The 25,509-nt window shown below is 61.8% G+C and carries 19 protein-coding genes; 8 read left to right on the forward strand and 11 right to left on the reverse strand.

What is annotated here, in order from left to right:
- Nucleotides 1–241: 241 nt before the first annotated feature.
- Entirely contained in the window at nt 242–1,162 is a 921-nt protein-coding gene (gene speB, locus ACJ8PL_RS17970) for an agmatinase (RefSeq protein ID WP_004937606.1), read from the reverse strand.
- 195 nt (nt 1,163–1,357) lie between these two features.
- Complete coding sequence (gene speA, locus ACJ8PL_RS17975) at nt 1,358–3,334, reverse strand: biosynthetic arginine decarboxylase (RefSeq protein WP_028127388.1); 1,977 nt, start codon at nt 3,332–3,334, stop codon at nt 1,358–1,360.
- Nucleotides 3,335–4,243: 909 nt separating this feature from the next.
- Here speA and metK point away from each other — a divergent pair.
- Nucleotides 4,244–5,398, forward strand: coding sequence for a methionine adenosyltransferase (metK, locus tag ACJ8PL_RS17980; protein ID WP_016926681.1), 1,155 nt, complete (start codon nt 4,244–4,246; stop codon nt 5,396–5,398).
- A gap of 123 nt (nt 5,399–5,521) precedes the next feature.
- Here the strand turns inward: metK and ACJ8PL_RS17985 are convergent, their stop codons facing one another.
- From ACJ8PL_RS17985 to hrpB, 7 genes are all read right to left on the reverse strand, one after another.
- The gene (locus tag ACJ8PL_RS17985; protein WP_004937610.1) at nt 5,522–5,674 is read right to left on the reverse strand and encodes a Hok/Gef family protein; all 153 of its coding nucleotides are present in this window, start codon (nt 5,672–5,674) and stop codon (nt 5,522–5,524) included.
- A 305-nt stretch (nt 5,675–5,979) separates the two neighbouring features.
- Nucleotides 5,980–7,968: a Fe(3+)-hydroxamate ABC transporter permease FhuB gene (gene fhuB / locus ACJ8PL_RS17990; RefSeq protein WP_442531315.1), complete on the reverse strand. Its 1,989-nt coding sequence runs from the start codon at nt 7,966–7,968 to the stop codon at nt 5,980–5,982.
- Nucleotides 7,965–8,873, reverse strand: coding sequence for a Fe(3+)-hydroxamate ABC transporter substrate-binding protein FhuD (gene fhuD / locus ACJ8PL_RS17995; protein ID WP_048325335.1), 909 nt, complete (start codon nt 8,871–8,873; stop codon nt 7,965–7,967). The genes fhuB and fhuD overlap by 4 nt, the downstream gene beginning before the upstream one ends.
- Nucleotides 8,873–9,670: a Fe3+-hydroxamate ABC transporter ATP-binding protein FhuC gene (gene fhuC, locus ACJ8PL_RS18000; RefSeq protein WP_016930054.1), complete on the reverse strand. Its 798-nt coding sequence runs from the start codon at nt 9,668–9,670 to the stop codon at nt 8,873–8,875. Before fhuC ends, fhuD begins: the two co-directional genes overlap by 1 nt.
- A 47-nt stretch (nt 9,671–9,717) precedes the next feature.
- Nucleotides 9,718–11,910, reverse strand: a complete 2,193-nt coding sequence (gene fhuA / locus ACJ8PL_RS18005) for a ferrichrome porin FhuA (RefSeq protein WP_049300407.1) — start codon at nt 11,908–11,910, stop codon at nt 9,718–9,720.
- Between the two features lie 251 nt (nt 11,911–12,161).
- Nucleotides 12,162–14,663: a bifunctional glycosyl transferase/transpeptidase gene (mrcB, locus tag ACJ8PL_RS18010; protein ID WP_016930056.1), complete on the reverse strand. Its 2,502-nt coding sequence runs from the start codon at nt 14,661–14,663 to the stop codon at nt 12,162–12,164.
- A gap of 118 nt (nt 14,664–14,781) precedes the next feature.
- Complete coding sequence (gene hrpB / locus ACJ8PL_RS18015) at nt 14,782–17,220, reverse strand: ATP-dependent helicase HrpB (protein WP_442531316.1); 2,439 nt, start codon at nt 17,218–17,220, stop codon at nt 14,782–14,784.
- Between the two features lie 190 nt (nt 17,221–17,410).
- On the opposite strand from hrpB, the gene thpR reads away from it, so the two are divergent.
- The 6 genes from thpR (at nt 17,411) to folK (ending at nt 22,512) form a co-directional block, all read left to right on the forward strand.
- Nucleotides 17,411–17,953 carry an RNA 2',3'-cyclic phosphodiesterase gene (gene thpR, locus ACJ8PL_RS18020; RefSeq protein WP_115436510.1) on the forward strand — a complete coding sequence of 181 codons (543 nt, stop codon included), beginning with the start codon at nt 17,411–17,413 and terminating at the stop codon, nt 17,951–17,953.
- Entirely contained in the window at nt 17,950–18,657 is a 708-nt protein-coding gene (gene sfsA, locus ACJ8PL_RS18025) for a DNA/RNA nuclease SfsA (protein ID WP_116403785.1), read from the forward strand. Before thpR ends, sfsA begins: the two co-directional genes overlap by 4 nt.
- 183 nt (nt 18,658–18,840) lie before the next feature.
- Nucleotides 18,841–19,296 carry an RNA polymerase-binding protein DksA gene (dksA, locus tag ACJ8PL_RS18030; RefSeq protein WP_004937569.1) on the forward strand — a complete coding sequence of 152 codons (456 nt, stop codon included), beginning with the start codon at nt 18,841–18,843 and terminating at the stop codon, nt 19,294–19,296.
- 195 nt (nt 19,297–19,491) lie between these two features.
- Complete coding sequence (gene gluQRS / locus ACJ8PL_RS18035) at nt 19,492–20,403, forward strand: tRNA glutamyl-Q(34) synthetase GluQRS (RefSeq protein WP_016930059.1); 912 nt, start codon at nt 19,492–19,494, stop codon at nt 20,401–20,403.
- Nucleotides 20,404–20,464: 61 nt separating this feature from the next.
- Nucleotides 20,465–22,012, forward strand: a complete 1,548-nt coding sequence (gene pcnB / locus ACJ8PL_RS18040; RefSeq protein ID WP_071525987.1) for a polynucleotide adenylyltransferase PcnB — start codon at nt 20,465–20,467, stop codon at nt 22,010–22,012.
- Entirely contained in the window at nt 22,012–22,512 is a 501-nt protein-coding gene (gene folK, locus ACJ8PL_RS18045) for a 2-amino-4-hydroxy-6-hydroxymethyldihydropteridine diphosphokinase (protein WP_016930060.1), read from the forward strand. Before pcnB ends, folK begins: the two co-directional genes overlap by 1 nt.
- Before the next feature lie 5 nt (nt 22,513–22,517).
- On the opposite strand, the gene qseC is transcribed toward folK, so the two are convergent.
- Complete coding sequence (gene qseC, locus ACJ8PL_RS18050) at nt 22,518–23,876, reverse strand: quorum sensing histidine kinase QseC (RefSeq protein WP_306376948.1); 1,359 nt, start codon at nt 23,874–23,876, stop codon at nt 22,518–22,520.
- The gene (qseB, locus tag ACJ8PL_RS18055; RefSeq protein ID WP_097101394.1) at nt 23,873–24,535 is read right to left on the reverse strand and encodes a quorum sensing response regulator transcription factor QseB; all 663 of its coding nucleotides are present in this window, start codon (nt 24,533–24,535) and stop codon (nt 23,873–23,875) included. The genes qseC and qseB overlap by 4 nt, the downstream gene beginning before the upstream one ends.
- Before the next feature lie 166 nt (nt 24,536–24,701).
- Between qseB and panB the strand changes: the two genes are divergently transcribed.
- A complete protein-coding gene (gene panB, locus ACJ8PL_RS18060) occupies nt 24,702–25,496 on the forward strand; it encodes a 3-methyl-2-oxobutanoate hydroxymethyltransferase (RefSeq protein WP_004937548.1) in 795 nt (264 codons plus the stop codon).
- Nucleotides 25,497–25,509 lie beyond the last annotated feature (13 nt).

The following is a 25,509-nucleotide window of genomic DNA, read 5'->3' on the forward strand; positions in this document are numbered from 1 at the left end:
CTTTTCTCTTTGTACCTTTCACGCAGGCTCTAGATACAAAGATCCAGAGCACCCGCGCGCAGTATATTCATCCTCCCCGTTATCCCGGTTCCTTTTTACTGACTCCGTTTCATTTCTGCGCAAAATTGCGCAAAGGCGTTGCAACAGACTGAAAATCGCCGCACGGATGGCGACAAATGAAATAAAAAAAAGCGGCCCCCATACAATGGGAGCCGCTTTTTCAGCGAGGCGTGGTCTGGCGTCAGGCGTGTTTCTTGGCCGCCTGCAGGTACAGCATTTCCAGACCCAGGGTCGCCGCGGCCAGCGCGGTGATCTCGGACTGATCATAGGCCGGCGCCACTTCCACCACGTCCATGCCGACGATGTTCAGCGACTGCATGCCGCGCACCAGTTTCAGCGCGCGATCGGAAGTCAGACCGCCGATCACCGGCGTGCCGGTGCCCGGTGCGAACGCCGGATCCAGGCAGTCGATGTCGAAGGTCAGGTACACCGGCATATCGCCGACGATGCCTTTGATCTGGGTCAGCAGGTCGTCCACGCTGCGATCGTTCACCTGCGCGGCGTCCAGTACGGTAAAGCCATTGTCGTGATCGAACTCGGTGCGAATGCCGATCTGCACCGAGTGATGCGGATCGATCAGGCCTTCGTTCGGCGCATGATAGAACATGGTACCGTGGTCGAACTTGCTGCCGTTGGCGTAGGTATCGGTATGGGCGTCAAAGTGCACCAGCGCCAGCTTGCCGAAATGCTTGGCGTGCGCGCGCAGCAGCGGCAGGGTGACGAAGTGGTCGCCGCCGAACGAGAGCATGCGCTTACCGGCCTTCAGCAGTTTCTCCGCGTGCGCCTGCAGCTTGTCGCTCATGTCCTGCGCATCGCCGAAGTTGAACACGATGTCGCCGCAGTCAACCACGTTCAGGCGATCGCGCAGATCGAAGCTCCACGGCCAACGGTTGCCTTCCCAGGCCAGGTTGGTGGACACCTGACGGATGGCCGCCGGGCCATGACGGCCGCCGGCGCGACCGGAGGTCGCCATGTCAAACGGAATGCCGGTGATGACCCACTCTGCATCGCTGTCGTAAGGCATGAAGTTCAGCGGAAAGCGCAGGAAACCAAAGGCGTTGGACACTAATGAATTATCGGACTGATGGCCTAAGGTGCTCATAGTAAACCCTCGTAGTTCAACAAGTTGCCGGGCGCAGACGCCGGGCCGTTACAAAAAAAAATCCCTCCCGCGTCGTTAGCCCGACGAGAAAGGGATTTATTCGATGTGTGTTTCGGTGCTACCGATACGGCAGATTATGGCCGCATTTTATCCATGCTTCAAGAGGGCCGATATCGCCCCCCATGAAGAAGGCGGTTACTCGTCTTCCAGATACGTATAACCGTACAGACCGGCCTCAAACTCTTCCAGGAACTGCGCCTGCAGCTCGCTGTCCAGATCGGTTTCTTTGACCTGATCGCGGAATTTTGACAGCAGCGCGCTCGGATCGAGCTGCACATACTCCAGCATATCCGCCACGGTGTCGCCCTCGTCGGACAGCTCGGTCTCGACGCTGCCGTCCGGGAACACGTACACGTCAACCGAGGCGGTGTCGCCGAACAGGTTGTGCATGTTGCCGAGGATCTCCTGATACGCACCGACCATGAAGAAGCCCAGCGCCGGCGGGTTCTCCGGATCGTACGGCGGCATCGGCATGGTGGTCGCCACGCCGTCGCCGTCGACGTAATGGTCGATGGTGCCGTCGGAGTCGCAGGTGATATCGAGCAGCACAGCGCGGCCTTCCGGCGGTTTATCCAGCCCTTCCAGCGGCAACACCGGGAACAGCTGGTCGATACCCCAGGCATCCGGCATCGACTGGAACAGTGAGAAGTTGACGTAGAACTTGTCCGCCATGCGCTCTTGCAGCTCGTCGATGATCGGGCGGTGTGCGCGGTTGCTCGGATCGAGCTGCTGCTGGATCTTGTTGCAGATGTTCAGATACAGCTGCTCGGCCCAGGCGCGCTTGGTCAAGTCCAGCATGCCGTGCGCGTATTGGGTGTGCACATCGTGCAGATCCATCTGGCTGTCGTGCAGCCATTCGCGCAGCGAGCGGCGGTTCTCCGGCTCGTTCATTTCCAGCCAGGTTTCCCACATGCTTTCCAGCGCGCGCGGCGCGTCGGCTTCCGGCGGCTGCGGTTCGCTGAATTCGTTGCGCTCGACGCCGATCACGTTGGAGACCAGCACCGTGTGGTGCGCGGTCACGGCGCGGCCGGACTCGGTGATCACCGTCGGGTGCGGCAGGCCGTGTTCGTTACAGGCGTCGCCGATGCCCCAAATCACGTTGTTGGCATATTCGTTCAGGCCGTAGTTGACCGAGCAATCGGACTGCGAACGGGTGCCTTCGTAGTCGACGCCCAAGCCGCCGCCCACGTCGAAGCACTGAATGTTGACGCCCAGCTTGTGCAGCTCAACGTAGAAGCGCGCCGATTCGCGCACGCCGGTGGCGATGTCGCGAATGTTGGCCAGCTGCGAACCCAGGTGGAAGTGCAGCAGCTGCAAGCTGTCGAGGCGGCCCGCTTCACGCAGGGTTTCTACCAGCTTCAGCACCTGCACCGCCGCCAGACCGAACTTGGATTTTTCGCCGCCGCTCGACTGCCATTTGCCGGAGCCTTGCGATGCCAGACGCGCACGCACGCCCAGGCGCGGTATGACGTTCAGCCGTTCGGCCTCTTCCAGCACCAGGTTGATCTCGGACATTTTCTCGATCACCAGGTACACCTTGTGCCCCAGCTTTTCCCCGATCAACGCCAGGCGAATGTATTCACGATCTTTATAACCATTACAGACAATCACCGAGCGGGTCATGCCGGCATGCGCCAGCACCGCCATCAGCTCGGCCTTGGAGCCGGCTTCCAGCCCCAACGGTTCGCCGGAATTCACCAGCGATTCAATCACGCGGCGGTGTTGGTTCACCTTGATCGGATACACCAGGAAATAACCGCCCTGGTAGCCGAAGGATTCACGCGCGCGTTTGAACGCAGCGTTGATCGAACGCAGGCGATGCTGAAGGATCTGCGGGAAGCAGAACAGCGCCGGCAGACGTTGGCCGTCTTTCTGGCGCGTTTTCACCAGTTCTGCCAGATCGACGCGCGCCTGCGGGACATCCGGATCCGGGCACACGCTGATATGGCCCAGCTCGTTGACGTCATAGTAATTGTTGCCCCAGTAGGCGACGTTATAAGTACGCAGCATCTTGCTGGCATTACGATCATTCATGGCAACCTCCTGCATGGAGCGCAAAGATAAAGACTCGCCCGCAACCGGCGGACGGTGAATCAACAGATCATCAGACATGGTTCGCCTCACATTCCCTACTGACGAAACCGTCAGCCACTATCGCAGCTACAACCCGCGAGAACAACCCAACAAGCCGCGCCGGCGGCAGCGAAGAGAACTGCCGTTCGCGGTCAGCGATCGGTTTATCACTCATATAATTGTAAGACACCCTGTTCAAACCTCGTGAATCGGGCCAAGAAACATCCCACAGGAAGGCTGCAGGCTACCCTTGTTCAGTTCTTCAGACGACCGTTAGCCGGCCCGAGAATCCTGAGTAGCGGCCAAGTGTTTATCGCACCTGGTAAGTGACAGAGAGACAAGACGGGAAATAGCAGAAGAATGTGCGCCAGAACGGCACTGCTGTTGAGAACCAACAACCGGTAGACAACGGATCATTAATCCAACCACCTCCACGCGCGCCGTTCGGAGTGAACGACCCAGCCTCTAAAATAGTGTAAGAACGTGACCGTTCGATGAAGCGGCGGCGCTTACGGCGAACGCCCGCGACGGATAATAGCGCAACGCCGGCGAATGCAAAGCGGAAGTTAATCGCACCTTCCACCACGCCAGACCGCCATACTGTGCAGCAAATGAACCGCGCGCGCAGTTTATACCGGTAAGCAGGTGAAAAAGCAAAATGAAAATTCGCCGAAAACTGTTTCAAGCGATGAAAATGGCGCCAACCCGTTTGCGCAAAAGAGCGAAAGCGCAAAAAATTACTGGCAATCTGGCTAAACCCTGACCTAAAATAGACGTCCAGATGTTAATCCATCTATACTGGTTAACTGATAAACTGCTTAACGGCTTTGCCTGAGGGGCGTTGCAGGATGCATCTCGCGCCATCAGCGGAAGACCCTTCGCTTCGATGCCGGATCTCCAGCGCTGTGCAGTAATTTCTAACCCGTCTTATGCAAGGTAAAGAACACAATGGCTAAACACCTCTTCACGTCCGAATCCGTCTCCGAAGGACATCCCGATAAAATCGCCGATCAGATCTCCGATGCCGTCCTCGACGCCATCCTGGAACAAGATCCGAAGGCGCGCGTCGCCTGCGAAACCTACGTGAAAACCGGCATGGTCTTGGTCGGCGGTGAAATCACCACCAGCGCCTGGGTCGATATCGAAGAGATTACCCGCAAGACCGTGCGCGAGATCGGCTACGTTCATTCGGACATGGGCTTTGACGCCAACTCCTGTGCAGTATTGAGCGCTATCGGCAAGCAATCCCCGGATATCAATCAGGGCGTTGATCGTACCGATCCTCTCGAACAGGGCGCCGGCGATCAGGGCTTGATGTTTGGCTACGCCACCAACGAAACCGACGTGCTGATGCCTGCACCTGTCACCTACGCGCACCGTCTGGTGCAGCGCCAGTCCGAAGTGCGTAAAAACGGCACCCTGCCGTGGCTGCGCCCGGATGCGAAGAGCCAGGTGACCTTCCAGTACGACGACGGCAAAATCGTCGGCATCGACGCCGTGGTGCTGTCCACCCAGCACTCTGAAGACATCTCGCTGAAAGATCTGCAAGAAGCGGTGATGGAAGAGATCATCAAGCCGGTACTGCCGGCGGAATGGCTGACGGCGGGCACCAAATACCACATCAACCCGACCGGCCGTTTCGTTATCGGCGGCCCGATGGGCGACTGCGGCCTGACCGGCCGTAAGATCATCGTCGACACCTACGGCGGCATGGCGCGCCACGGCGGCGGCGCCTTCTCCGGTAAGGATCCGTCCAAGGTTGACCGTTCCGCGGCTTACGCGGCGCGCTATGTGGCGAAAAACATCGTTGCCGCCGGCCTGGCCGATCGCTGCGAGATTCAGGTGTCTTACGCTATCGGCGTAGCGGAACCGACCTCCATCATGGTGGAAACCTTCGGTACCGAGAAAGTGCCAACCGAACAGCTGACGCTGCTGGTGCGCGAATTCTTCGATCTGCGCCCATACGGCCTGATCCAGATGATGGATCTGCTGCAGCCGATCTACCGCGAAACCGCCGCCTACGGCCACTTCGGCCGCGAACACTTCCCATGGGAAGCGACCGACAAAGCCGCACTGCTGCGCGATGCCGCCGGCCTGAAATAAGCCCCGACATCAACATGAAAACGGCGAGCCTGGGCTCGCCGTTTTTTTTGAGCAGATGGGTGCTCATGGATCAACGCATCAACTGCCGGCCGGCGGAGGCAAAGCCCCCGCCACCGGGTTGTCTTACCGTTCGGATTCGTAAGCCAAAATGGCCGCAACCTCCGTAGTGCCCGATCGGATACGCAGTTCACACAGCGTGCTGCGGGTTATCCATGCCAGTGATATTACCGTGGCACAAATAACCACCAATTTTAACAGGCTCCGTTTGTTCGGCATCATGCCTTCTTCTCCTTGCCTCGCGGCGGGTAAGAGGCTAACTTAACGTTGTCACGCGTTAGAGTAGGCCTCGGGTTGATGGATATCGACTCGGGGCTTTTCTCTTTGTATCTTTCACGCAGGCTCCAGAGACAAAGATCCAGAGCACCCGCACACAGTATATTCACCTCCCCCTCTCTTCCCGCGTTCCTTTTCACGTTAAATGTCTTTCTTGCGCAGCGACACGCAACGCCTTGCAAGGCGTTGAAAAAAGGCCCAGCAACGCTGGGCCCTTGATGGCGGAGAAAGCAAAGTAGGGATGAAGCTTACGACGTCTGCTTACGCAACAGATAAACGAAGTACGGCGCGCCGATAAAGGTCGCCAGTAACCCGGCGGGGATCTGATACGGAAACAGCAGCATCCGCCCGCACCAGTCGGCAAATACCATCAGCAAACCGCCCAACAGCGCGGCGATCACCATCTGCGGCAGCGCGCGGCGGAAGCCCAACATGCGCGCCATATGCGGCGCCATCAGCCCGACAAAGCTCAGCGGCCCCACGGTCAGGGTCGCCATGGCGGTCAGCGTGGCGGCCAGCAACAGAATGGTCAACCGCGCCGGCGTCAGCGCAATCCCCACCGAGCGGGCGGTGGCGCCGCCGAGCGGCAGAATGGTCAGCCAGCGACGGCACAGCGGCGCCAATACCATCAGGCCGGCGGCCACCAGCGCGGTGCGCAGCGCCTGCGCCGGCTCAACCGAATAGGTTGAACCGGAGAGCCAGGTCAGCAAGCCCCCCATACGCGGATCGCCGCTGGCCAACAGCAGGAAGATGACGGTGGTAAAGGCGGTGCTGAGCGCGATACCGGCGAGCAACATGCGCTCAGTCGAGAAACCGCCGCGGCCTGCGGCGATCATGATGATCAGCAGCGTCGCGGCCGCCCCCAAACTGCCGGCGGGCAGCAGCCAAACGAAGGCGTCGCCCGGCACCATAAACAGCATCATCACGACGCCAAAAGCGGCGCCGGAACTGATGCCCAACACTTCCGGGCTGGCCATCGGGTTGCCGGTCAGCTTCTGGATCAGCGTGCCGGCGACCGCCAGCATCATGCCCGCCGCCATCGCCGACAGCGCCCGCGGCCAACGCCACGGCAGCAACGCGTCCAGCTCCGCACCCAGGCTCCAGTGCCAGCCGCCGGCGTTTTTGCCCAGCATCAGCGCCAGCGTCAGGCCGATCAATAGCACGACGCCGGCCAGCGCTGCCCAGCCAGGCAGATTCCCGCGTTCGGCAGGCACCTTGTCGCCAAGGTTCATCGGCGGCGGCGTAGCGGCGCTGCGCAAACGCGGCAGCAGCCACAACAGCAGCGGCGCGCCGAACAGTGCGGTGGCCGCACCGGTCGGGATCTCGCGCCACACCTGCGTCACCCCGAGCATCACCTGATCGGTCAGCCACAGCAGCAGCGCCCCCAGCAACGGCGCCAGCATCATGCGGTGCGCCAGGCGGCGCGCGCCCAGCATCTTCGCCATCAGCGGCGCAAACAGGCCGATAAAGCCGATAACGCCCACCGCACTCACCAGCATGGCGCTGAAGATAATGGCCACCCCCAGGGCGCAGAAGCGCGCCATCGACAGCCCCAGCCCCAGGTTGCGCGCCACGCCGTCGTCCAGCCCCAGCAGCGTCAGCGGGCGCAGCAACAGCGCCGCCAGCAGGCCTGCCACCAGCAAACGCGGCAGGAGGAACTGTACGGCGCTCCAATCCTGTTGGTTCAGCGCGCCGGTGCCCCACAGGAACATACCCTGCAGCTGATCGTAATGAAACAGCGCCAACAGGCTGTTGACCGCGCCGCAGTACAGCCCCAGCACCAGCCCGGCCAGAATCAGCGTGACCGGCGACATACGCTTGCCCCAGGCGACGCCGAACACCAGCCCGCCCACCACAATCGCGCCCACCATAGCGGCCAGCTGGCGGGTGAATTCGCCCCCCGGCAGCACCCACAGCGTGGCGATGGTCAGGCCGAGCTGCGCGCCGGCGGCCACGCCGAGCGTCGACGGTTCCGCCAACGGATTGCGCAACACCTGCTGGAACAGCACGCCGACCAAGCCCAGGCCGGCGCCGGCCAACAGCGACACCGTCAACCGCGGCAGCAGGCTGTAATGGAACAGCATTTGCAGCACGTCGTCGATGTCCGGCGCGCTGAGCGCCCGCGCCCATTGCGCCGGCGGCAGCTGCTGCGCCAGGTTGTATATCGTCAGGCCACCTGCCGCCGCCAGCAACAGCAGGATCAGCGTCAGCGGCAATTTCCGGATGCCCGCATTCATGACGCACTCTCCTGAGCCTGCGCCAACAGGCGGCAAAACCGCATCGTCGACAGCGTGGCGCCATAGAACCACACCGCCGGCACCTGCCGCAGCTGGTTTTGCCGCACGAAGGGCAATGACTGCCACAGCGGCGTCGCGCTGACCTTGTCCATCATCGCCTGATTGCCGTGATCGAGATAGATGACCCGGGCGTTACGCACCGTGGCCAACCGTTCAATCCCCACCACCGCCGTGCCCCAAAAGTCGGTTGGCTCCTGCCAGGCATTGCGGATGCCCAGTTGGTCCATCGCTTCCTGGAACAGGCTTTTCTGGCCGATGATCAACGCATGACGCGTGTCGATCAGTGAAAACAGCAGCAACGGTTGACGGGTGTAGCTTTGCAGGCGCTGACGCGCGTCCTGCATAAAACTGTCGAACTGCGCCAGGTGGTTTACCGCCCGGCTTTCTATGCCCAACCGCTGGCCCAGCGCCAGCAGCGACTGACGGGCGACGGTCAGCGGTTTGCCGCTGCCGTCGTTGAAGCCGAAGCTCATGGTTGGCGCGATGGGTTGGATTTTGCGCGGCGTCGGGCCATAGCCCTGCGACAGCAACACCAGCGAAGGCTGGAGCTGCTGCAGCAGTTCGAGGTTAGGTTCGGTGCGCTGGCCGACGTCGACCACCGTCGCCGGCAGCTTCGGCTCCGCCACCCACAGGTTGTAGTTATGCACATCGGCCACCGCCAGCGGCGTTACGCCCAATGCCAACAGCAGCTCGATCGGCAGCCATTCCAGCGCCGCAACGCGCGCGATATCCGGCGGCGTATCCGCCGCTCGCCCGGGCCACGATCCCAACAGCGGCGACAGCGCCAGCGCCATCAACAGACGGCGGCGCAGCGGATCGTGAGAAGAAGTGAATGCAGAGGACATCAGTAGACAAAACTCACCGGCGCGCCGCCGCTCGGGTGCGGCAACGTGCCCATAGGAATACCGTAAATTTGCTCCAGCACCGGCCCCTGCATCAGTTCCAGCGGGCCGCCCTGGGCGATCATTTCACCGCCGCGCAGCGCCACCAAATGGTCGCAGTAGCGCGCCGCCATGTTGATGTCGTGCAGCACGGCGATCACCGTGAGATCGCGTTCGCGGCTCAAGCGCTGGATCAGCGCCAACACCTCAACCTGATGCGCGATGTCCAGCGCCGAGGTCGGTTCGTCGAGCAGCAGGCAGCGGCTGTCCTGCGCCACCATCATCGCCAGCCAGGCGCGTTGGCGCTCGCCGCCGGACAGGCTGTCCACCAGGCGGTTGGCGAACGGCTTCAGCCCCACCAGTGAAATGGCCTCTTCCACCAATTGGCGATCGTTGGCGCCAAACCGCCCCAGCGCGCCATGCCACGGATAGCGCCCGACGGCCACCAGTTCGCGCACCGTCATGCCTTCCGCCGCCGGCAACTGCTGCGGCAAGTAGGCCACCTGGCGGGCGAAGGATTTGCTGTCCCACTGCGCCAACGGCTGCCGATTGAGCAGTACCTGGCCGCCGCTGGGCGCATGGTGCCGCCCGAGCAGTTTCAACAGGGTGGATTTACCGGAACCGTTATGGCCGATCAGGCCGCAGACGTTGCCCTGGGGAAAACTGAGCGACAGCGGTTGCAGCAGCACCCGGCCGGGGACGGCGAAACTGGCGTTATCCAGCGCGAAGGTCGCGCCGGGATTAAGAAGTTTGTCCTGCATAGATCCTGCTTTGTCCGGGGCGACGCGGCGCCGCCCCGGCTATCCGGTTAGAAACGGAAGGTTGCGGTGGCGACCACCTGGCGTTCTGCGCCCCAGTAGCAGGCGTAGTCGCGGTAGCAGCTCGACACGTAGGTCTTGTCGAACAGGTTATTGATGTTGACGCCCACGGACGAGCCCGGCAGGCCAAAGCGCGCCAGATCGTATTTAATGGTCGCGTCCACCAGCGTGTAGTCCGGCACCTTGAAGGTGGAGTTATCGCTGTTGAAGCTCGAGCTGGAGCCGACGTAACGCACGCCGGAACCCAGCGTCAGGCCGCTCACCGCCGTTTCGTGGAAGGTATAATCCGCCCACAGCGACGCCATATGTTTCGGCACCTCGACGGTCGGTTTGCCCTGATAGGTATTGTCCTTGGTGTACTTCGCATCGGTATAGGTATAGGAGGCGATCAGGTTGACGTTGGCATTCAATGCCGCCTTGGCTTCCAGCTCCACACCGCGCGAACGGATCTCGCCGCTCTGCACGCTGAACTGCGCGTTATCCGGATCCGGCGTCAGGTTGTTGTTCTTGGTCAGCTGGTACAGCGCGCCGGTCAGCACGATTGGGCGATCCTTCGGCACGTATTTCACACCGGCTTCATACTGCTTGCCGATCGAGGGCTTAAAGGTCTGGCCATTGATTGACGTATCGAGGGTCGGTTCAAACGACTCGCTGTAGCTGAAATACGGCGTCACGCCGTTGTCGAACAGGTAATTCAATCCGCCGCGCCAGGTAAACTGCCCATCGGAGCGTTCGTTGGTGTACCCGAGAACGCGGTTATTGGCCGACGTTTTCGCCCAGTCATAGCGCCCGCCCAGCGTCAACAGCCACTGGTTCCACTCCCCTTGCTCCTGCACATACAGGCCGGTTTGCTCCTGACGGTTCAAGTACTTGTATGGGAAGTTGATATTGACCACATCATTGCCATACTGCGGCTGGGTCATGCTCAGGCCGTCTGCGGAACCATAGTCGGAATTGATATCGTTGCGCATACGCGAATAATCTACGCCAAACAACAGCGTATGGTCGATATCGCCGGTTTTCACCTTCGCCTGCGCCTGAGTATCAACCGCAAAATTGTTCAGGTGTTCTTTCGACTGAACGTAAGCGCGATTGATCGTCGTCGGTGATGACAAGCCGAATCCGTAAATGCTCTTCATATCGGTGTCCACCTGCATATAACGCAGGTTCTGGCGCACCGCCCAGGTATCGTTGAAGGCGTGTTCGAAGCTGTACCCGATCATCCGCTGCTTGCGCGCCATATAGTTGCTGGCTTCGCCTTCGTTGAAATCGGTCGGCAGTTTGCTGCCGTCCGGCAACGGGATCAGCGTGCCCTGCTTCGGCAACCAGCCGTAATAACCGGTATAGGGATCGTTTTGAATGTTGGCCAGCAGCGTGAAGTTGGTTTTGTCATCCGGGCGCCAGCTAAAGGACGGCGCGATCGCATAGCGCTTCTCTTTGCTCATGTTCTGCTGCGTATCGCTGTCTTTCGCCAGGCCGGTCAGGCGATAGGAATAAATGCCCTGATCGTCCAGCGCGTCGCTGAAATCGAAACCGGTCTGGAACAGGTTATCGGTACCCATTTTGAACTGGATTTCGCGCAGCGGCTCGGTGGTTGGCCGCTTGCTGACCATCGAGACCAAACCGCCCGGGTTGCTTTTACCGTACAGCACCGAGACCGGGCCGCGCAGCAGCTCGGCACGTTCGAGGAAATAAGGATCGATGGACGCTTCGCTGTAGTTGTCGCCCAGCAACCGCAGGCCATCCAGATACTGGGTGGTGTTGGTAGCCGGGAAGCCGCGGATTGCCACCGCATCATAGGTCGTGGAGCTGCCGCGGCTGGCGAATACGCCCGGCGCATAGGCCAGCGCGCCCTTCACCGTATCCGGCTGGCGCATGTCCATCTCTTCACGCGTCACCACGGAAACGGACTGCGGGTTCTTTTCGATCGGCGTATCGGTTTTGGTGCCGGTGGCGCTGCGTTTGGCGACATAGGTGCCGACCGGCCCCCAGGCGCTTTCCTGCTGGGCGGTATTGCTGCCGCCCACAACGGTAATCGTGTCTTCCTTGGCGGACGACTTGGCGTCGGCGGAAAAGGCCGGCATCGCCAGCGTGCCCAGCGCCGCGGCGACGGTGATCGCTAACGCGCTGACGGGGAGGCGGCCCTGCTTGGCCGCGAATGATGGAAGACGCTTGGTCGGCATAGTTGATTTCTCTGATGAATAATTAAATGACGAATGTAAACGATAATAATTATTATAAGCGTCGCATTTTATGCAGAAGCCAAATTAAACTGCAAGCCGAATTCATAGGGCAAATAGGTTAAGGATTAGACGCTTAGCCTTGCGGTTAGCAGGGAAATAAAACGAGCAGAAAAATAAAAAAGCCCGCAACCAAGGTTACGGGCTTAATAACAAAGAAAAAACTTTCACCGGGGCCGACGCCCCGGTAGCGATTACTGGCCGAACATATCCTTGATCCAGCCGGCGACGCCATCGCCATCTTTTTGCTCACCCGCCGCCGGTTGCTGCTGTTGCTGCTGTTGCTGCACCGCCGCCTGGCTGGCCTGGCACAATCCCTGCGGATTGTCGGTCCAGACCGGGATGGTGCGCCAGCTGCCGCCGCCGCAGATAAAGTTGCCGGCAGAGTCGATGCTCATCTGGTTAATGCCTTCCGGCGGCTGCAGCATCAGCGGCAGCGGCGTCTGGTTTTCCAGATAGCGGCGATACAGGGTCAACGCGCCGTTGGCGCCGGTCAGCTTGGCCGGGCCGTTGTTATCGCGCCCGACCCAGGCGATCGCCACTTCCTTGCCGTCGATGCCGGCGAACCAGCTGTCGCGCAGATCGTTGGTGGTACCGGTTTTCGCCGCCAGGTTGTAGTTCGGGAACTTCACCGACAGCGAGCGGGAGGTCCCGCGCGCCACGCCCTGCTGCATCGCGTACAGCGTCAGGTAAGCGGCCTGCGCCGGCACCATGCGCTCCGCCTGCGGGAAGCTCTGGTACAGCACGGTGCCGTCTTCGGCGATCACCGAACGCACCGCCGACAGCGGCGCACGGTTACCGCCGCTGGCGATGGTCTGGTATTCCTGCGCCACTTCCATCGGCGTCAGGCCGATCGCCCCCAGCAGCATCGAAGGCACCGGATTGATCTCCGCTTTCGGGATCCCCAGGCGTTGCAGCGTGGCGCTGATCTGATCCAGCCCGACCGACAGGCCGAGGTTCACCGTCGGCACGTTCAGCGAGTTGGCCAACGCATCCACCAGCATCACCTGACCGCGGAATTTGCGATCGTAGTTGTTCGGCTGCCAGACGGCGCCGTTGGGCTGTTTCAGCGACAGCGGCGCATCCGCCAGCCAGGTGTTGAGGCGGTATTTGTCCGGCTCGGACAGCGCGGTCAGGTACGTCGGCGGTTTGGCCAGCGAGCCGACCAGGCGTCGCGCCTGCATGGCGCGGTTGAAACCGGCGAACTGCGGGTTGGCGCCGCCGACCATGGCGCGCACTTCACCGCTGAAGCGATCGACGATCACCATCGCCGCTTCCAGATCCTGCAGGTGACGCGCGGCGCGCAGCGCCGGGATGCCGTCTTCAACCGCTTTTTCCGCCGCGTCTTGCGACACCGGATCCAGCGTGGTGAAGATCTTCACGCCGGACAGGTCATTGACCTTATCGCCCAGCCTGGTTTGCAGTTCCTGACGCACCATCTGCATAAACGCCGGTTGTGGCGTAATGACGCCGCCTTTCGGCTGTACGCCCAGCGGACGCGCGCTCAGCATGTCATACAGCTCGCCGTCGATCACCCCCTGGTTCTGCAGCAGTTTGAGCACCAGATTGCGGCGTTCCAGCGCCAGTTTCGGGTTACGCCACGGGTTATACAGCGACGCGCCCTTGACCATGCCAACCAGCAACGCCTGTTGATCGAGGCTCAGCTCATCCACCGGGCGGCCGAAGTAATACAGGCTGGCCAGCGGGAAACCGCGGATCTGGTCGCTGCCGCTCTGGCCGAGGTACACCTCGTTCAGATACAGCTCCAGGATGCGGTCTTTGCTGTAACGGTAATCCACCAACAGCGCCATATAGGCTTCGTTGGCCTTACGCCACAGCGAACGTTCGTTGGTCAGGAACAGGTTCTTCACCAGCTGCTGCGTCAGGGTACTGCCGCCCTGCACCGCACGGCCGGCGGTCAGGTTGGCCAGCACCGCGCGGCCGATGGAGTATGGGCTGATGCCGTCATGCTCGTAGAAGTGGCGGTCTTCCGTGGCGATCAGCGTGTCCACCAACAGATCCGGGAAACCGGAACGCGGCACGAACAGGCGCTGTTCACCGTTCGGCGACTGCAGCATGGTGATAAGACGCGGATCGAGGCGGAAGAAGCCGAAGCTGCGGCCGCTGTCCAGGTTTTCGATCTTCGCCAAACGGTTGTTCTGGAAATCGAGGCGGGCGCGGATCTGCCCTTCTTTACCGTCCGGGAAGTCGAACGGGCGACGCAGCATCTCGATGCTGTTGGCCTGTACGGTAAACTCGCCCGGACGCGTCATGCGGCTGACCTGGCGATACTGCATGCCTTCCAGCAGGTTGACCATCTCCTTCTTGCTGTACGGCATGCCCGGTTCCAGGTTGACCATGCGGCCGTACACCGCCGCCGGCAGCTGCCAGACTTTGCCGTCGATGCGGCTGCGGATCTGCGAGTCCAGGTAGACGCCATAGATCGCCAACAAGACGGCGAGCACCAGGATCAGTTTGATAATCAGGCCGAGCCAGCGGCGTTTTTTACGCGGCGGAGTCGCTTTTACCTTACGCGGCATGCGTTCCTCCTCCTCTTCATACTCATCATCGTCATACTCGTCTTCTTCGTAATCGTCATAATCGTCGTCTCGGCGACGGCGCGGCGGCTTGCGCGACGCGGTGCTTTTTGGTTGTTTTCCTTTGCGCCCGATGGGCTCGCGGTCATCCCCAGCCATGGCTGTTGTTCTCCGAGCTTGCCGACACTGCCGGCCATGATTAGTCGCTTAATCTGTGCCGACGCCGCAGCGCTGACCAGAAGAAACATCTGAATTCCAAACCTTGAATGATCGCGACCTACTGATATTTCTTCGTTCGGCGCGTCGGTACCGCCGTGGCCGGATCGTCCGGCCACACGTGTTTCGGGTAGCGGCCCTTCATCTCTTTTTGCACCTCGCGGTAGGCGCCTTGCCAGAAGGCCGCCAGATCGCCGGTGATTTGCAACGGCCGGTGCGCCGGTGAGAGTAACTCAAGCACCACCGGGATGCGACCCTCCGCCAACATCGGGCTGCGCTGCTCGCCGAAAACCTCCTGCAAGCGCACCGCCAGCGCCGGCGGTTTACCGGCCTCATAACGGATCGGCAGGCGGCTACCGGTCGGCACAGTGTAATGAGTGGGTAACGCATTATCCAGCCGCTGCTTTTGCTGCCAGTCCAGCAGGCGGGACAGCGCCTCGGCGATGTTGACCTGCTTCAAGCCGCGCAGATCGCGCACGCCGTTCAGCGACGGCAACAGCCACTGCTCCAGCGCCGCCAGCAGCGGCTCTTCATCCATCGCCGGCCATTCCGCCTCCGGCAGCCAGGCTTGCGCGCACTGCAGGCGCACCCGCAATTGTTCAGCGGCGCCCTCCCAGTTGAGCACCGCCAACCCCTGCGCGCGCACCCAATCGAGCAGCGCCTGCTGCAGCTCTTCGTCCGCCGGTTTGGCCAGCGGCTGAGCGCGCAGCGTCAGACGGCCGATCTGCTGGCGTTTCCAGGCGCGCAGCGTGCCCTTTTCTTCATCCCACTCCACCGCCGTGCGCTGCATGACCATCGCCGGCAGCTGCGCCGCCAGCGCTTCGATGTCCACCGGCAGCGCCAGCAGGATACGCGCATCGGGGCTGTTGTGGCCCTGCAACAGGCTGGGAACGATCAGCCAGGGGGCGCGCGACAGCGCCTCGTCCTGATTCATCGCCGCGCCCAGGCCGTTGGCCAGCAGGTAGCGGCCGTCCTGGCCACGCCGCTGGGCGATGCGATCGGTAAATGCCTGTGCCAACAGACGCGGCGCCAGCTCGACGTCGACTTGCCCCGCACGTTGCGGCAGGCGTTTGGCCAACTGCGCGGCGCGCTGCCGCCAGTTCGCTTGCGGGCGGCTCAGCCAATAACCGATATCCATCTGCCCGCCGCGCGGCGGTTCTTCCAGCAATGCCGCCAACAATGCCGCCGTCGCCAGGCCGTCGGCGCTCAGCGTCGCGCCGGCGACCAGCATCGCCGCCAACCGCGGCTCGCCCCCCAACGCAGCCATCTGGCGCCCCGGCGCGGTGAGTTTGTCGCCGTCATCCGTAGCCCCCAACCGGCGCAACAGCGCCCTGGCCGCCGTCAATGCCGCCGCAGAAGGCGCATCCAGCCAGGTCAGTTGCGCCGGATCGTGGCAACCCCACTGCAACAGTTCGAGCCAGAAGCCGGTGAGATCGCTCTGCAAAATGTCCGGTTCGGCATGTTCCGCCGCGCGTTCCGCCTGTTCTTTGGCGAACAGATGCCAGCAAAGGCCCGGCTCCAGGCGCCCGGCGCGCCCGGCGCGCTGCACCATCGAGGCCTGACTGATGCGCTGCGTCGCCAGCCTCGTCAAACCGTTGCGCACGTCGTAACGCGCCACGCGCTCCAGACCGCTGTCCACCACCAGCCGAATGCCCTCGATCGTCAGGCTGGTTTCGGCGATGTTGGTCGCCAGCACCACCTTGCGGCGACCAGGCGCCGCCGGCTGAATCGCTTTTTGCTGTTGCGCCAGAGGCAAGGCGCCATACAGCGGGCAAAGATCGGTATCGCTCGCCACCTCGCCGGTCAATCGCTCCAGCACCCGATTGATCTCCGCCACGCCCGGCAGGAACAGCAGCAAAGATCCCGGCTGTTCGGCCAGCAACCGCTTCACCGCCGCCGCTACGCCGTCCTCCAGCCGCTGATGGCTGGCCAACGGCTGATATAAACGCTCAACCGGGAAGCTTCTCCCCTCGGACACCACTACCGGCGCTTCCGGCAGCAACTGCGACAGGCGAGCGTTATCCAAGGTGGCCGACATGATCAGCAGCTTCAGATCGTCGCGCAGCCCTTGCTGCACATCGAGCAGCAACGCCAGCGCCAGATCGGCCTGCAGGCTGCGTTCGTGGAATTCATCGAGGATCACCAACGACACGCCCTGCAGCTCGGCATCCTGCTGCAACATGCGGGTGAGAATGCCTTCCGTCACCACTTCCAGCCGGGTCTGCGGCCCGCTTTTACTTTCGGCGCGCATGCGGTAGCCCACGGTCTGGCCGGGCTCCTCCCCCAGTTGCTGTGCCAGGCGGTAAGCGACGTTTTTCGCCGCCAGCCGCCGCGGCTCCAGCATGATAATGCGCCCCGGCAACCCGGCCTTCGCCAGGAGCTGCAGCGGCAGCCAGGTGGATTTACCGGCGCCGGTCGGGGCGTGCAACAGCACCTGAGGAGCGGACTGCAACGCAGCCAGCAACTCATCAAGCACCGCGCTGACGGGCAATGAAGACACTGAACTCTCCGTGGTGGTTAACGTTAAACGGCGTACAGTGTAGCATTAGCTTTGTCCCCGTAGCCTTTCAAACTGCGGCGTCGTTAGCTATAGTACGGAGCTCATTCGTGCGCCGCGCCCCTCGCGGGGCCGCTGCCAGCAACGTTTACCGCTGTTCCCGACCGTTTTGTCATGCATTTGCCGAGCCCTTATGTCCAATTCGCGCCGCCTGTTTTTCGCCCTGTCCTTGCCTGACGCCCTGCAACAGCAGGTGATCCGCTGGCGCGCCGAGGCGTTTGCGCCGGAGGCCGGCCGGCCGGTGGTGGCGGCCAATTTGCATCTGACGCTGGCGTTTCTCGGCGAGGTCACCGCGCAGAAAGAGCAAGCGCTGCGCAAGCTGGCCGGCCGCATCGTACAACCCGGGTTCAGCATGCGGCTCGACGATCTCGGCCATTGGCCGCGCCCCGGCGTGGTCTGGCTCGGCACCCGCCGCGCGCCGCGCGGGCTGCTGCAGCTGGCCGAGCTGCTGCGATCGCAGGCCGCCCGCAGCGGCTGCCATCAAAGCGCGCTGCCGTTCCATCCGCATGTCACGCTGCTGCGCGCCGCCACCCAGCCGGTGGCGATCCCGCCGGCGACGCCGGGCTGGGCGTTCAGCGCCGACGCCTTTTCCTTATATGAGTCGGTGTTCGAAAACGGCCGCACCCGCTATCAACACCTCGAACAGTGGCCGCTGGCCAAACAGGCATCCGCATGATTTTTTCTCCACCGCTGCGTTCCGCCACGCTGATCAAACGTTACAAACGCTTTCTGGCGGACGTGATCACCCCGGAAGGGGAAACCTTTACGCTGCACTGCGCCAATACCGGCGCCATGACCGGCTGCGCCACGCCCGGCGACACCGTTTGGTACTCCACCTCGGACAATCCCAAGCGCAAATACGCTCACAGCTGGGAGTTGACCCATACCCAACAGGGGCACTGGATCTGCGTCAATACCCTGCGCGCCAACGCGCTGGTGCGCGAGGCGATTGAACACAATTTAATCAATGAATTATCCGGTTACAGTAAAATCAGCGGCGAGGTGAAATACGGCGGTGAAAACAGCCGTATCGATTTGTTATTACAGGCAGAAAATCGGGTTAACTGCTATATTGAAGTTAAGTCAGTCACATTACTGCAACAACAACGTGGTTACTTTCCTGATGCGGTAACGCTCAGAGGGCAAAAGCACCTGCGTGAGTTGCTCAGCATGGTTGAAAGCGGGCAACGGGCGGTGTTGTTCTTTGCCGTGTTACACAGCGGTATTGAGCAGGTCGCACCGGCACATCATATAGATGAGCGCTATGCGGCGCTGTTGGCACAGGTCCGGCAGTTGGGAGTGGAAGTGGTTTGCTACGGGGCAAAATTATCACCTGACGGTATTTATCTCTGCGATAAGCTGCCGTTTTTTATCGATTAGCGCAGTCGGGTCCCTATAAATAGACAACCGGCCAGCACGATCGCCAAATACGCCCTCCTTCACACGATTGTCAAGCGGGCGACAGGAATAATTGCCAACCTACCTTCCTTCTGTTATTTATAGCGGCCTGTTTTTCCCCCGCATTGGGGATTCGATAGTGCGTGTGTATGTAGGAGAAGCAACATGCAAGAAGGGCAAAACCGTAAAACCTCGTCCTTGAGCATTCTCGCCATCGCTGGGGTGGAGCCGTACCAAGAGAAGCCGGGCGAAGAGTACATGAACGACGCCCAGTTGTCGCATTTCAAGCGCATTCTTGAAGCGTGGCGCAACCAGCTCAGGGACGAAGTGGACCGTACTGTATCGCATATGCAAGAAGAGGCAGCCAACTTCCCTGATCCGGCCGACCGTGCCACTCAGGAAGAAGAGTTCAGCCTTGAACTGCGTAACCGTGACCGTGAACGCAAACTGATCAAAAAGATCGAGAAAACGCTGAAGAAAGTGGAAGACGATGATTTCGGCTACTGCGAATCTTGTGGCGTGGAGATCGGTATTCGTCGCCTCGAAGCGCGTCCGACCGCCGATTTGTGCATCGACTGCAAGACGCTGGCCGAGATCCGCGAAAAGCAGATGGCCGGCTAATACCGCTACTCTAAATGATTGGAGCTGCATCAAGGTGGCAAGAATGCGCATCCCGATGAGCTTACTCAAGTAAGTGATTCGGGTAAGCAGGCGCAGCTAACACAGATGCAGTTTCAAGCATAACGAGTATGTTACCGCTGCGGCGTGCGTACCCGCGTGCGCCGCACAGAGAAAAGGGAACCCCTCCCCTCTGATATGCAAGAAAGTCATTATGTGGGGCGTTTTGCCCCATCGCCTTCCGGGGATCTGCATTTCGGTTCGCTGATTGCCGCTCTGGGAAGCTACCTTCAGGCTCGCGCCCAACGCGGGCAGTGGTTGGTTCGCATCGAAGATATCGACCCGCCGCGTGAAGTCCCCGGCGCCGCCGCTCGCATCCTGTCCGCGCTGGAACATTATGGTCTCCACTGGGACGGCCAGGTCATCTATCAATCCCAACGTCACGACGCCTACCGCGCCGCGCTGGATCTGTTGCAGCGCCAGGGGCTCAGCTATTACTGCACCTGCACCCGCAGCCGCATCCAGCACATCGGCGGATTGTACGACGGCCACTGTCGTGACTTGCAGCTCGGCCCGCAGGGCGCCGCCATCCGCTTGCGCCAGACCGCGCCCGTTTACCGGTTCCACGATCGCCTGCAGGGAGAATTGCAGGCCGATCCGGCGCTGGCGGGGGAAGACTTTATCATTCGCCGCCGCGATGGGCTGTTCGCCTACAACCTGGCGGTGGTGATCGACGACCATTTTCAGGGCGTGACCGAGATTGTCCGCGGCGCCGATCTGATCGAACCAACGGTGCGCCAAATTGCCCTCTACCGCCAGCTGCAGGCGCCGGTGCCCGCTTATGTGCATCTGCCGCTGGCGCTGGGCGCCAACGGCATCAAGCTGTCGAAGCAAAATCATGCGCCGGCGTTGCCCGCAGGCGATCCGCGGCCGGTGCTGATCGCCGCGCTGAAATTTCTGCGCCAACCGCTGCCGGAAAGCTGGCAAGATCTTGACCTGCCATTATTATTGAGCTGGGCGATCGAACACTGGCGGTTGGAAAACGTGCCGCGTCAGGAGGCTATCCCTCTGGATGAAAACACGCCGGCATTCTCAAAGGAGCCATGGTGAGCTATGATTAGCCGCTATTTTTTGTTAGCTCCATTTTTATCAGTCACTATCGAGGTGTACCATTTTTACCCGAGTAGCCAACTTCTGTCGTAAGGTACTGACCCGCGATGACAAGCTGCCCCGCGACGACGCGGCGGCCGGCGATAAAAACGTAGTCCGCGAAGAGCGTGCCGCGGCGCCAAGCCGCCCTGCGCCGCAGCAGCGCGCCGCCGATAACGGCAGCAACGCCCCTGCCCGCCGCTCAACGCCGCGCAAGCGTCCGCCTTTCCCTCTCGCCGAGAGCAACGACTCGATGACCGTGATCCCGCGCGAACAGCACTCGATTTCGCGCAAAGACATCAGCGAGAATGCGCTAAAAGTGCTTTATCGCCTGAACAAGTCCGGCTACGAGGCTTATCTGGTCGGCGGCGGGGTGCGCGATCTGTTGCTCGGCAAAAAGCCGAAAGACTTCGACATCACCACCAACGCCACGCCGGAACAAGTGCGCAAACTGTTCCGCAACTGCCGCCTGGTCGGCCGCCGCTTCCGTCTGGCGCACGTGATGTTTGGGCCGGAGATCATCGAAGTGGCCACCTTCCGCGGTCACCACGAACAGAATCAGGAATCCGACAAGAATTCCTCCCAGCAGGCGCAAAACGGCATGCTGCTGCGCGACAACATCTTCGGTTCGATCGAGGAAGACGCCCAGCGCCGTGATTTCACCATCAACAGCCTGTACTACGGCGTGGCGGATTTCACCCTGCGCGATTACGTCGGCGGCCTGAACGATCTGAAACAAGGCGTGATCCGCCTGATCGGCGATCCGGAAACCCGCTACCGCGAAGATCCGGTGCGCATGCTGCGCGCGGTGCGCTTCGCCGCCAAGCTGGACATGCGCATCAGCGAAGAGACCGCCGAGCCGATCCCTCGCCTGGCCTCGCTGCTGCATGAGATCCCGCCGGCGCGTCTGTTCGAAGAATCCCTCAAGCTGCTGCAGGCGGGTTACGGTTTCCAAACCTACCTGAAGCTGTGCGAATATCAGCTGTTCCAACCGCTGTTCCCGCTGATCGCCCGCAACTTCACGCCGAACCACGATACGCCGATGGAGCGCATTCTGGTGCAGGTGCTGAAGAACACCGATCATCGCCTGCAGAACGACATGCGCGTCAACCCGGCGTTCCTGTTCGCCGCCATGCTGTGGTACCCGCTGCTGGAGCACGCGCAGAAGCTGGCGCAGGAAAGCGGCCTGGCCTACTACGACGCCTTCGCGCTGGCGATGAACGATGTGCTCGACGAGCAGTGCCGCTCGTTGGCGATCCCGAAACGCATCACCACGCTGGTGCGCGATATCTGGCAGCTGCAGCTGCGCCTGTCTCGCCGTCAGGGCAAACGCGCGCACAAACTGATGGAACATCCGAAATTCCGCGCCGCCTATGACCTGCTGGCGCTGCGTGCGGAAGTGGAAGACAATCAGGAGATGCTGCGTCTGGCCGAGTGGTGGGGCGAGTTCCAGGACGCCACGCCGGCGCGGCAGAAAGCCATGCTGAGCACCTTGGGCGACGATCCCGCGCCGCGCCGCGCGCGCCAACGCCGCCCTCGCCGCCGGGCACCGCGCAAAGAAGGGGCATAATGATCCGCGTTTATATCGCGCTGGGCAGCAACCTGGCGCAGCCGCTGCAACAGGTTAACGCCGCGCTGGAGGCGCTGGAGCATCTCCCGCGCACCCGGCTGGTCATCTGTTCTTCGTTTTACCGCACCAAGCCGCTGGGGCCGCAAAACCAGCCGGACTTTCTCAACGCGGTGGTGGCGCTGGATACCCTGTTGCCGCCCGAACAGCTGCTCGACCATACCCAGGCGATAGAACGCAATCAGGGGCGCGTGCGCAAGGATGAACGCTGGGGGCCGCGCACGCTCGATCTGGATATCATGCTGTACGGCGACAAGGTGATCCATACCGAGCGCCTGACGGTGCCGCATTACGGCCTGAAAGAGCGCGAATTCATGCTCTACCCGCTGGCGGAAATCGCCCCCGATCTGATTTTCCCCGATGGCGAACCGCTCGCCAGCTGCCTCAAGCGCGTGCCGGAAAACGGCATGGCGCTGTGGCATCAGCCAAAACCCAAGTCCTGACCCACCTACAGCGCCAACCGCGCTACAAATCCCCCCGCCGGGCGATTGGCGAAACTGACCTGCAAACCATGCAAGCCGGCGATACGCTGCACGATAGATAACCCCAGACCGCTGCCGGTTTGTTCCTGTCCCGGCGGGCGGTAGAAACGTTCTCCGAGCCGCGCCAGATGCTCCGTGGTGACACCCGGACCGTCGTCCTCCACCATCAGCGAACGTTCGCTCAACGTCACGGTGACGACGCCGCCCTGCGGGGTATAGCGCACCGCGTTGTCCAGCAGATTGCGCAACAGCAACGACAGCAGCAAGGTTTCTCCCTGACTCGGCGGTGGCGTTCCCTGATGTTCATAGCGTAGCGTCACGCCCGCCGCATGGGCCTGCCGATCCTGCTCCGCCAGGGTCATCGTCACCAGATCGTTCCAGTCGACCGGCGTAAGTTCGGCCAGATCCGACAGCGAATCCAGCCGCGACAGCGTCAGCAGTTGATCCACCAGCCGGGTGGCGCGGTCGATGCCGAGCGTCAGATTGTCCAGCGCGTGCTCACGCATCGGCGCATCGTCCCCCGCCAGCTGCACCACTTCAGTCTGCACCCGCAGCGCCGCCAGCGGGCTGCGCAACTCGTGCGCAGCATCGGAGGTGAAGCGCCGCTCCCGCACCAGCAAAGCGTTGATGCGGGCGAACAGCGCATTGAGCGCATCCACCAGCGGGCGCACCTCGGTCGGCACCTGGCGCGCATCCAGCGGCGTGGCGTCATCGGGCGCGCGCCGGCGCAAACCGGCCGCCACCGCGCGCAGCGGCCGCAGCTCGCGCCCGACCATCAGCGCGATCAGCAACATCAGCACCGGCAGCGTCGCCAGCCAGGGCACCAGTTGGCCGGTCACCATGCCCAGCGCCATATCGCGCCGGTAATCCCACTCCTGCCCCACGACAATGCGATAGCGCCCGTCGGGGCTGGTCAACCATACCAGGCGCCAGCTGTCGTCATCGCCTTTGCGCTCACCGTCGGTAAAACCTTCACGCTCCCCGTCAAACAGGAAATCAGCACCGTTCTCGCCGTCGTTGAGCAGCATCTTGCCTTGGCGATCGAAGATGGCGAACGCCAGCGCGTCGTCGTCCTGCTCGCCGCGCTTGCCGTGATGCACCAGCTTCTTGGTTTTCGGCAGGCTGCGCGCGCTTTCATCGGCCAACAGATCGCCGAGGTTGGCGGTCGCCAGCCGTTTGGCGAACAGCATTTGTTGGGTGTCGAACACTTCGTTGATGGTGTTGCGCGACATCACCCAGGCCACCACGCTGGCGGTGCTCCAGGTCAGCAGCGCCAACAGGCTGAAGATCAGGATCAGGCGCAGCCGCAGGCTGAGACGCTTCACGGCGCATCCCCCAGCGTGTAACCCACGCCGTGGATGGTGCGGATGAAGCCGTTGCCCAGCTTGCGCCGCAGGTGGTGAATATGCACCTCCACCGCGTTGCTGCTCACCTCGTCGTCCCAGTTGTACAGTTTCTCCTGAATCAACGGCCGCGCCAGCACCCGCCCCTTGTTGTGCAAAAACAGCTCCAGCACCGCCAATTCGCGCGGCGTCAGCGTCACCGGTTCGCCGTTGCAGCTCACGCTGCGGGTGGCGCTGTCGAACACTACGTTGCCGTGCGTCAGCTGCGGCATCAGTTGGCCGTGACGACGCCGGATCAGCGCCTGCAGGCGCGCCGCCACTTCGGCCAGCGCGAACGGCTTGCACAGATAATCGTCGGCGCCGCTTTGCAGCCCGCTGACCCGCTGCTCCAGCGCGTCGCGGGCGGTGAGGATCAGCACCGGCACGTCCTGCCCCGCCTGGCGCCACTGGCGCAGCAGATCCAGGCCGTCGAGGCCCGGCAGGCTGAGATCGAGGATCACCGCGTCATACGGTGCGCTGTCCAGCGCATTTTTGCCGACGGCGCCGTCGGTGAACCAGTCCAGGTTAAAGCCGAGTTTGGTCAGCCCGACCTTGATGCCGTCCCCGATCAATTTGTCATCTTCGATCAACAGAATTCGCATGAGTATCCCTTTTGAGTCTTGGCGCCATTGCACCACAAGGTTCTTAAGAACCGCTTAAGCATGGCGATCCGCGCTACCCACCCCGATCGGGTTACAGTAGAATGGCTGCACTTTTTTGCAGCCTGGGCCTGCGTAAGCCGCACGGCCCGTTTCAGGAGACGTTGTGATGAAACCCACCACCGTGACCCATTTGCGCCAGTGGAAACAAGAGCAGCGCAAGTTTGCTACCCTTACCGCCTACGATGCCAGCTTTGCCAAACTGTTTGAAGAGCAAGGCATCAAAGTCCTGTTGGTGGGCGATTCGCTGGGCATGACGCTGCAGGGCCACGACTCCACGCTGCCGGTCACCGTCGCCGACGTGGCCTACCACACGCGCGCCGTGCGCCGCGGCGCGCCGGCCTGCCTGCTGCTGGCCGATCTGCCGTTCATGAGTTACGCCACCCCGGAACAGACCTTCGCCAACGCCGCCGAGCTGATGCGCGCCGGCGCCAACATGGTGAAACTTGAAGGCGGCAGCTGGCTGTGCGACACGGTGAAAATGCTCGCTGAACGCGCGGTACCGGTGTGCGGACACCTGGGCCTGACGCCGCAGTCGGTCAACGTGTTCGGCGGCTATAAGGTGCAAGGACGCGACGAACTGGCCGCCAAACAGCTGTTGCAGGACGCGCAGAATCTGGAACTGGCCGGCATTCAGCTGCTGGTGCTGGAATGCGTGCCGACCGAGCTGGCGCGCCAGATCACCGAAGCGCTGTCCATTCCGGTCATCGGCATCGGCGCCGGCAACGGCACCGACGGCCAGATCCTGGTGATGCATGACGCCTTCGGCATCACCGGCGGCCACACGCCGAAGTTCGCCAAGAACTTCCTGGCGCAGAGCGGCGATATCCGCACGGCGGTGCAGCATTACATTCAGGAAGTGGAGCAAGGCCTCTACCCGGCGGCTGAACACTCTTTTAACTAAGCGATGGTTCCAG

The sequence above is a fragment of the Serratia sp. CY83965 genome, assembly GCF_052166375.1.
Lineage (GTDB): Bacteria > Pseudomonadota > Gammaproteobacteria > Enterobacterales > Enterobacteriaceae > Serratia > Serratia marcescens.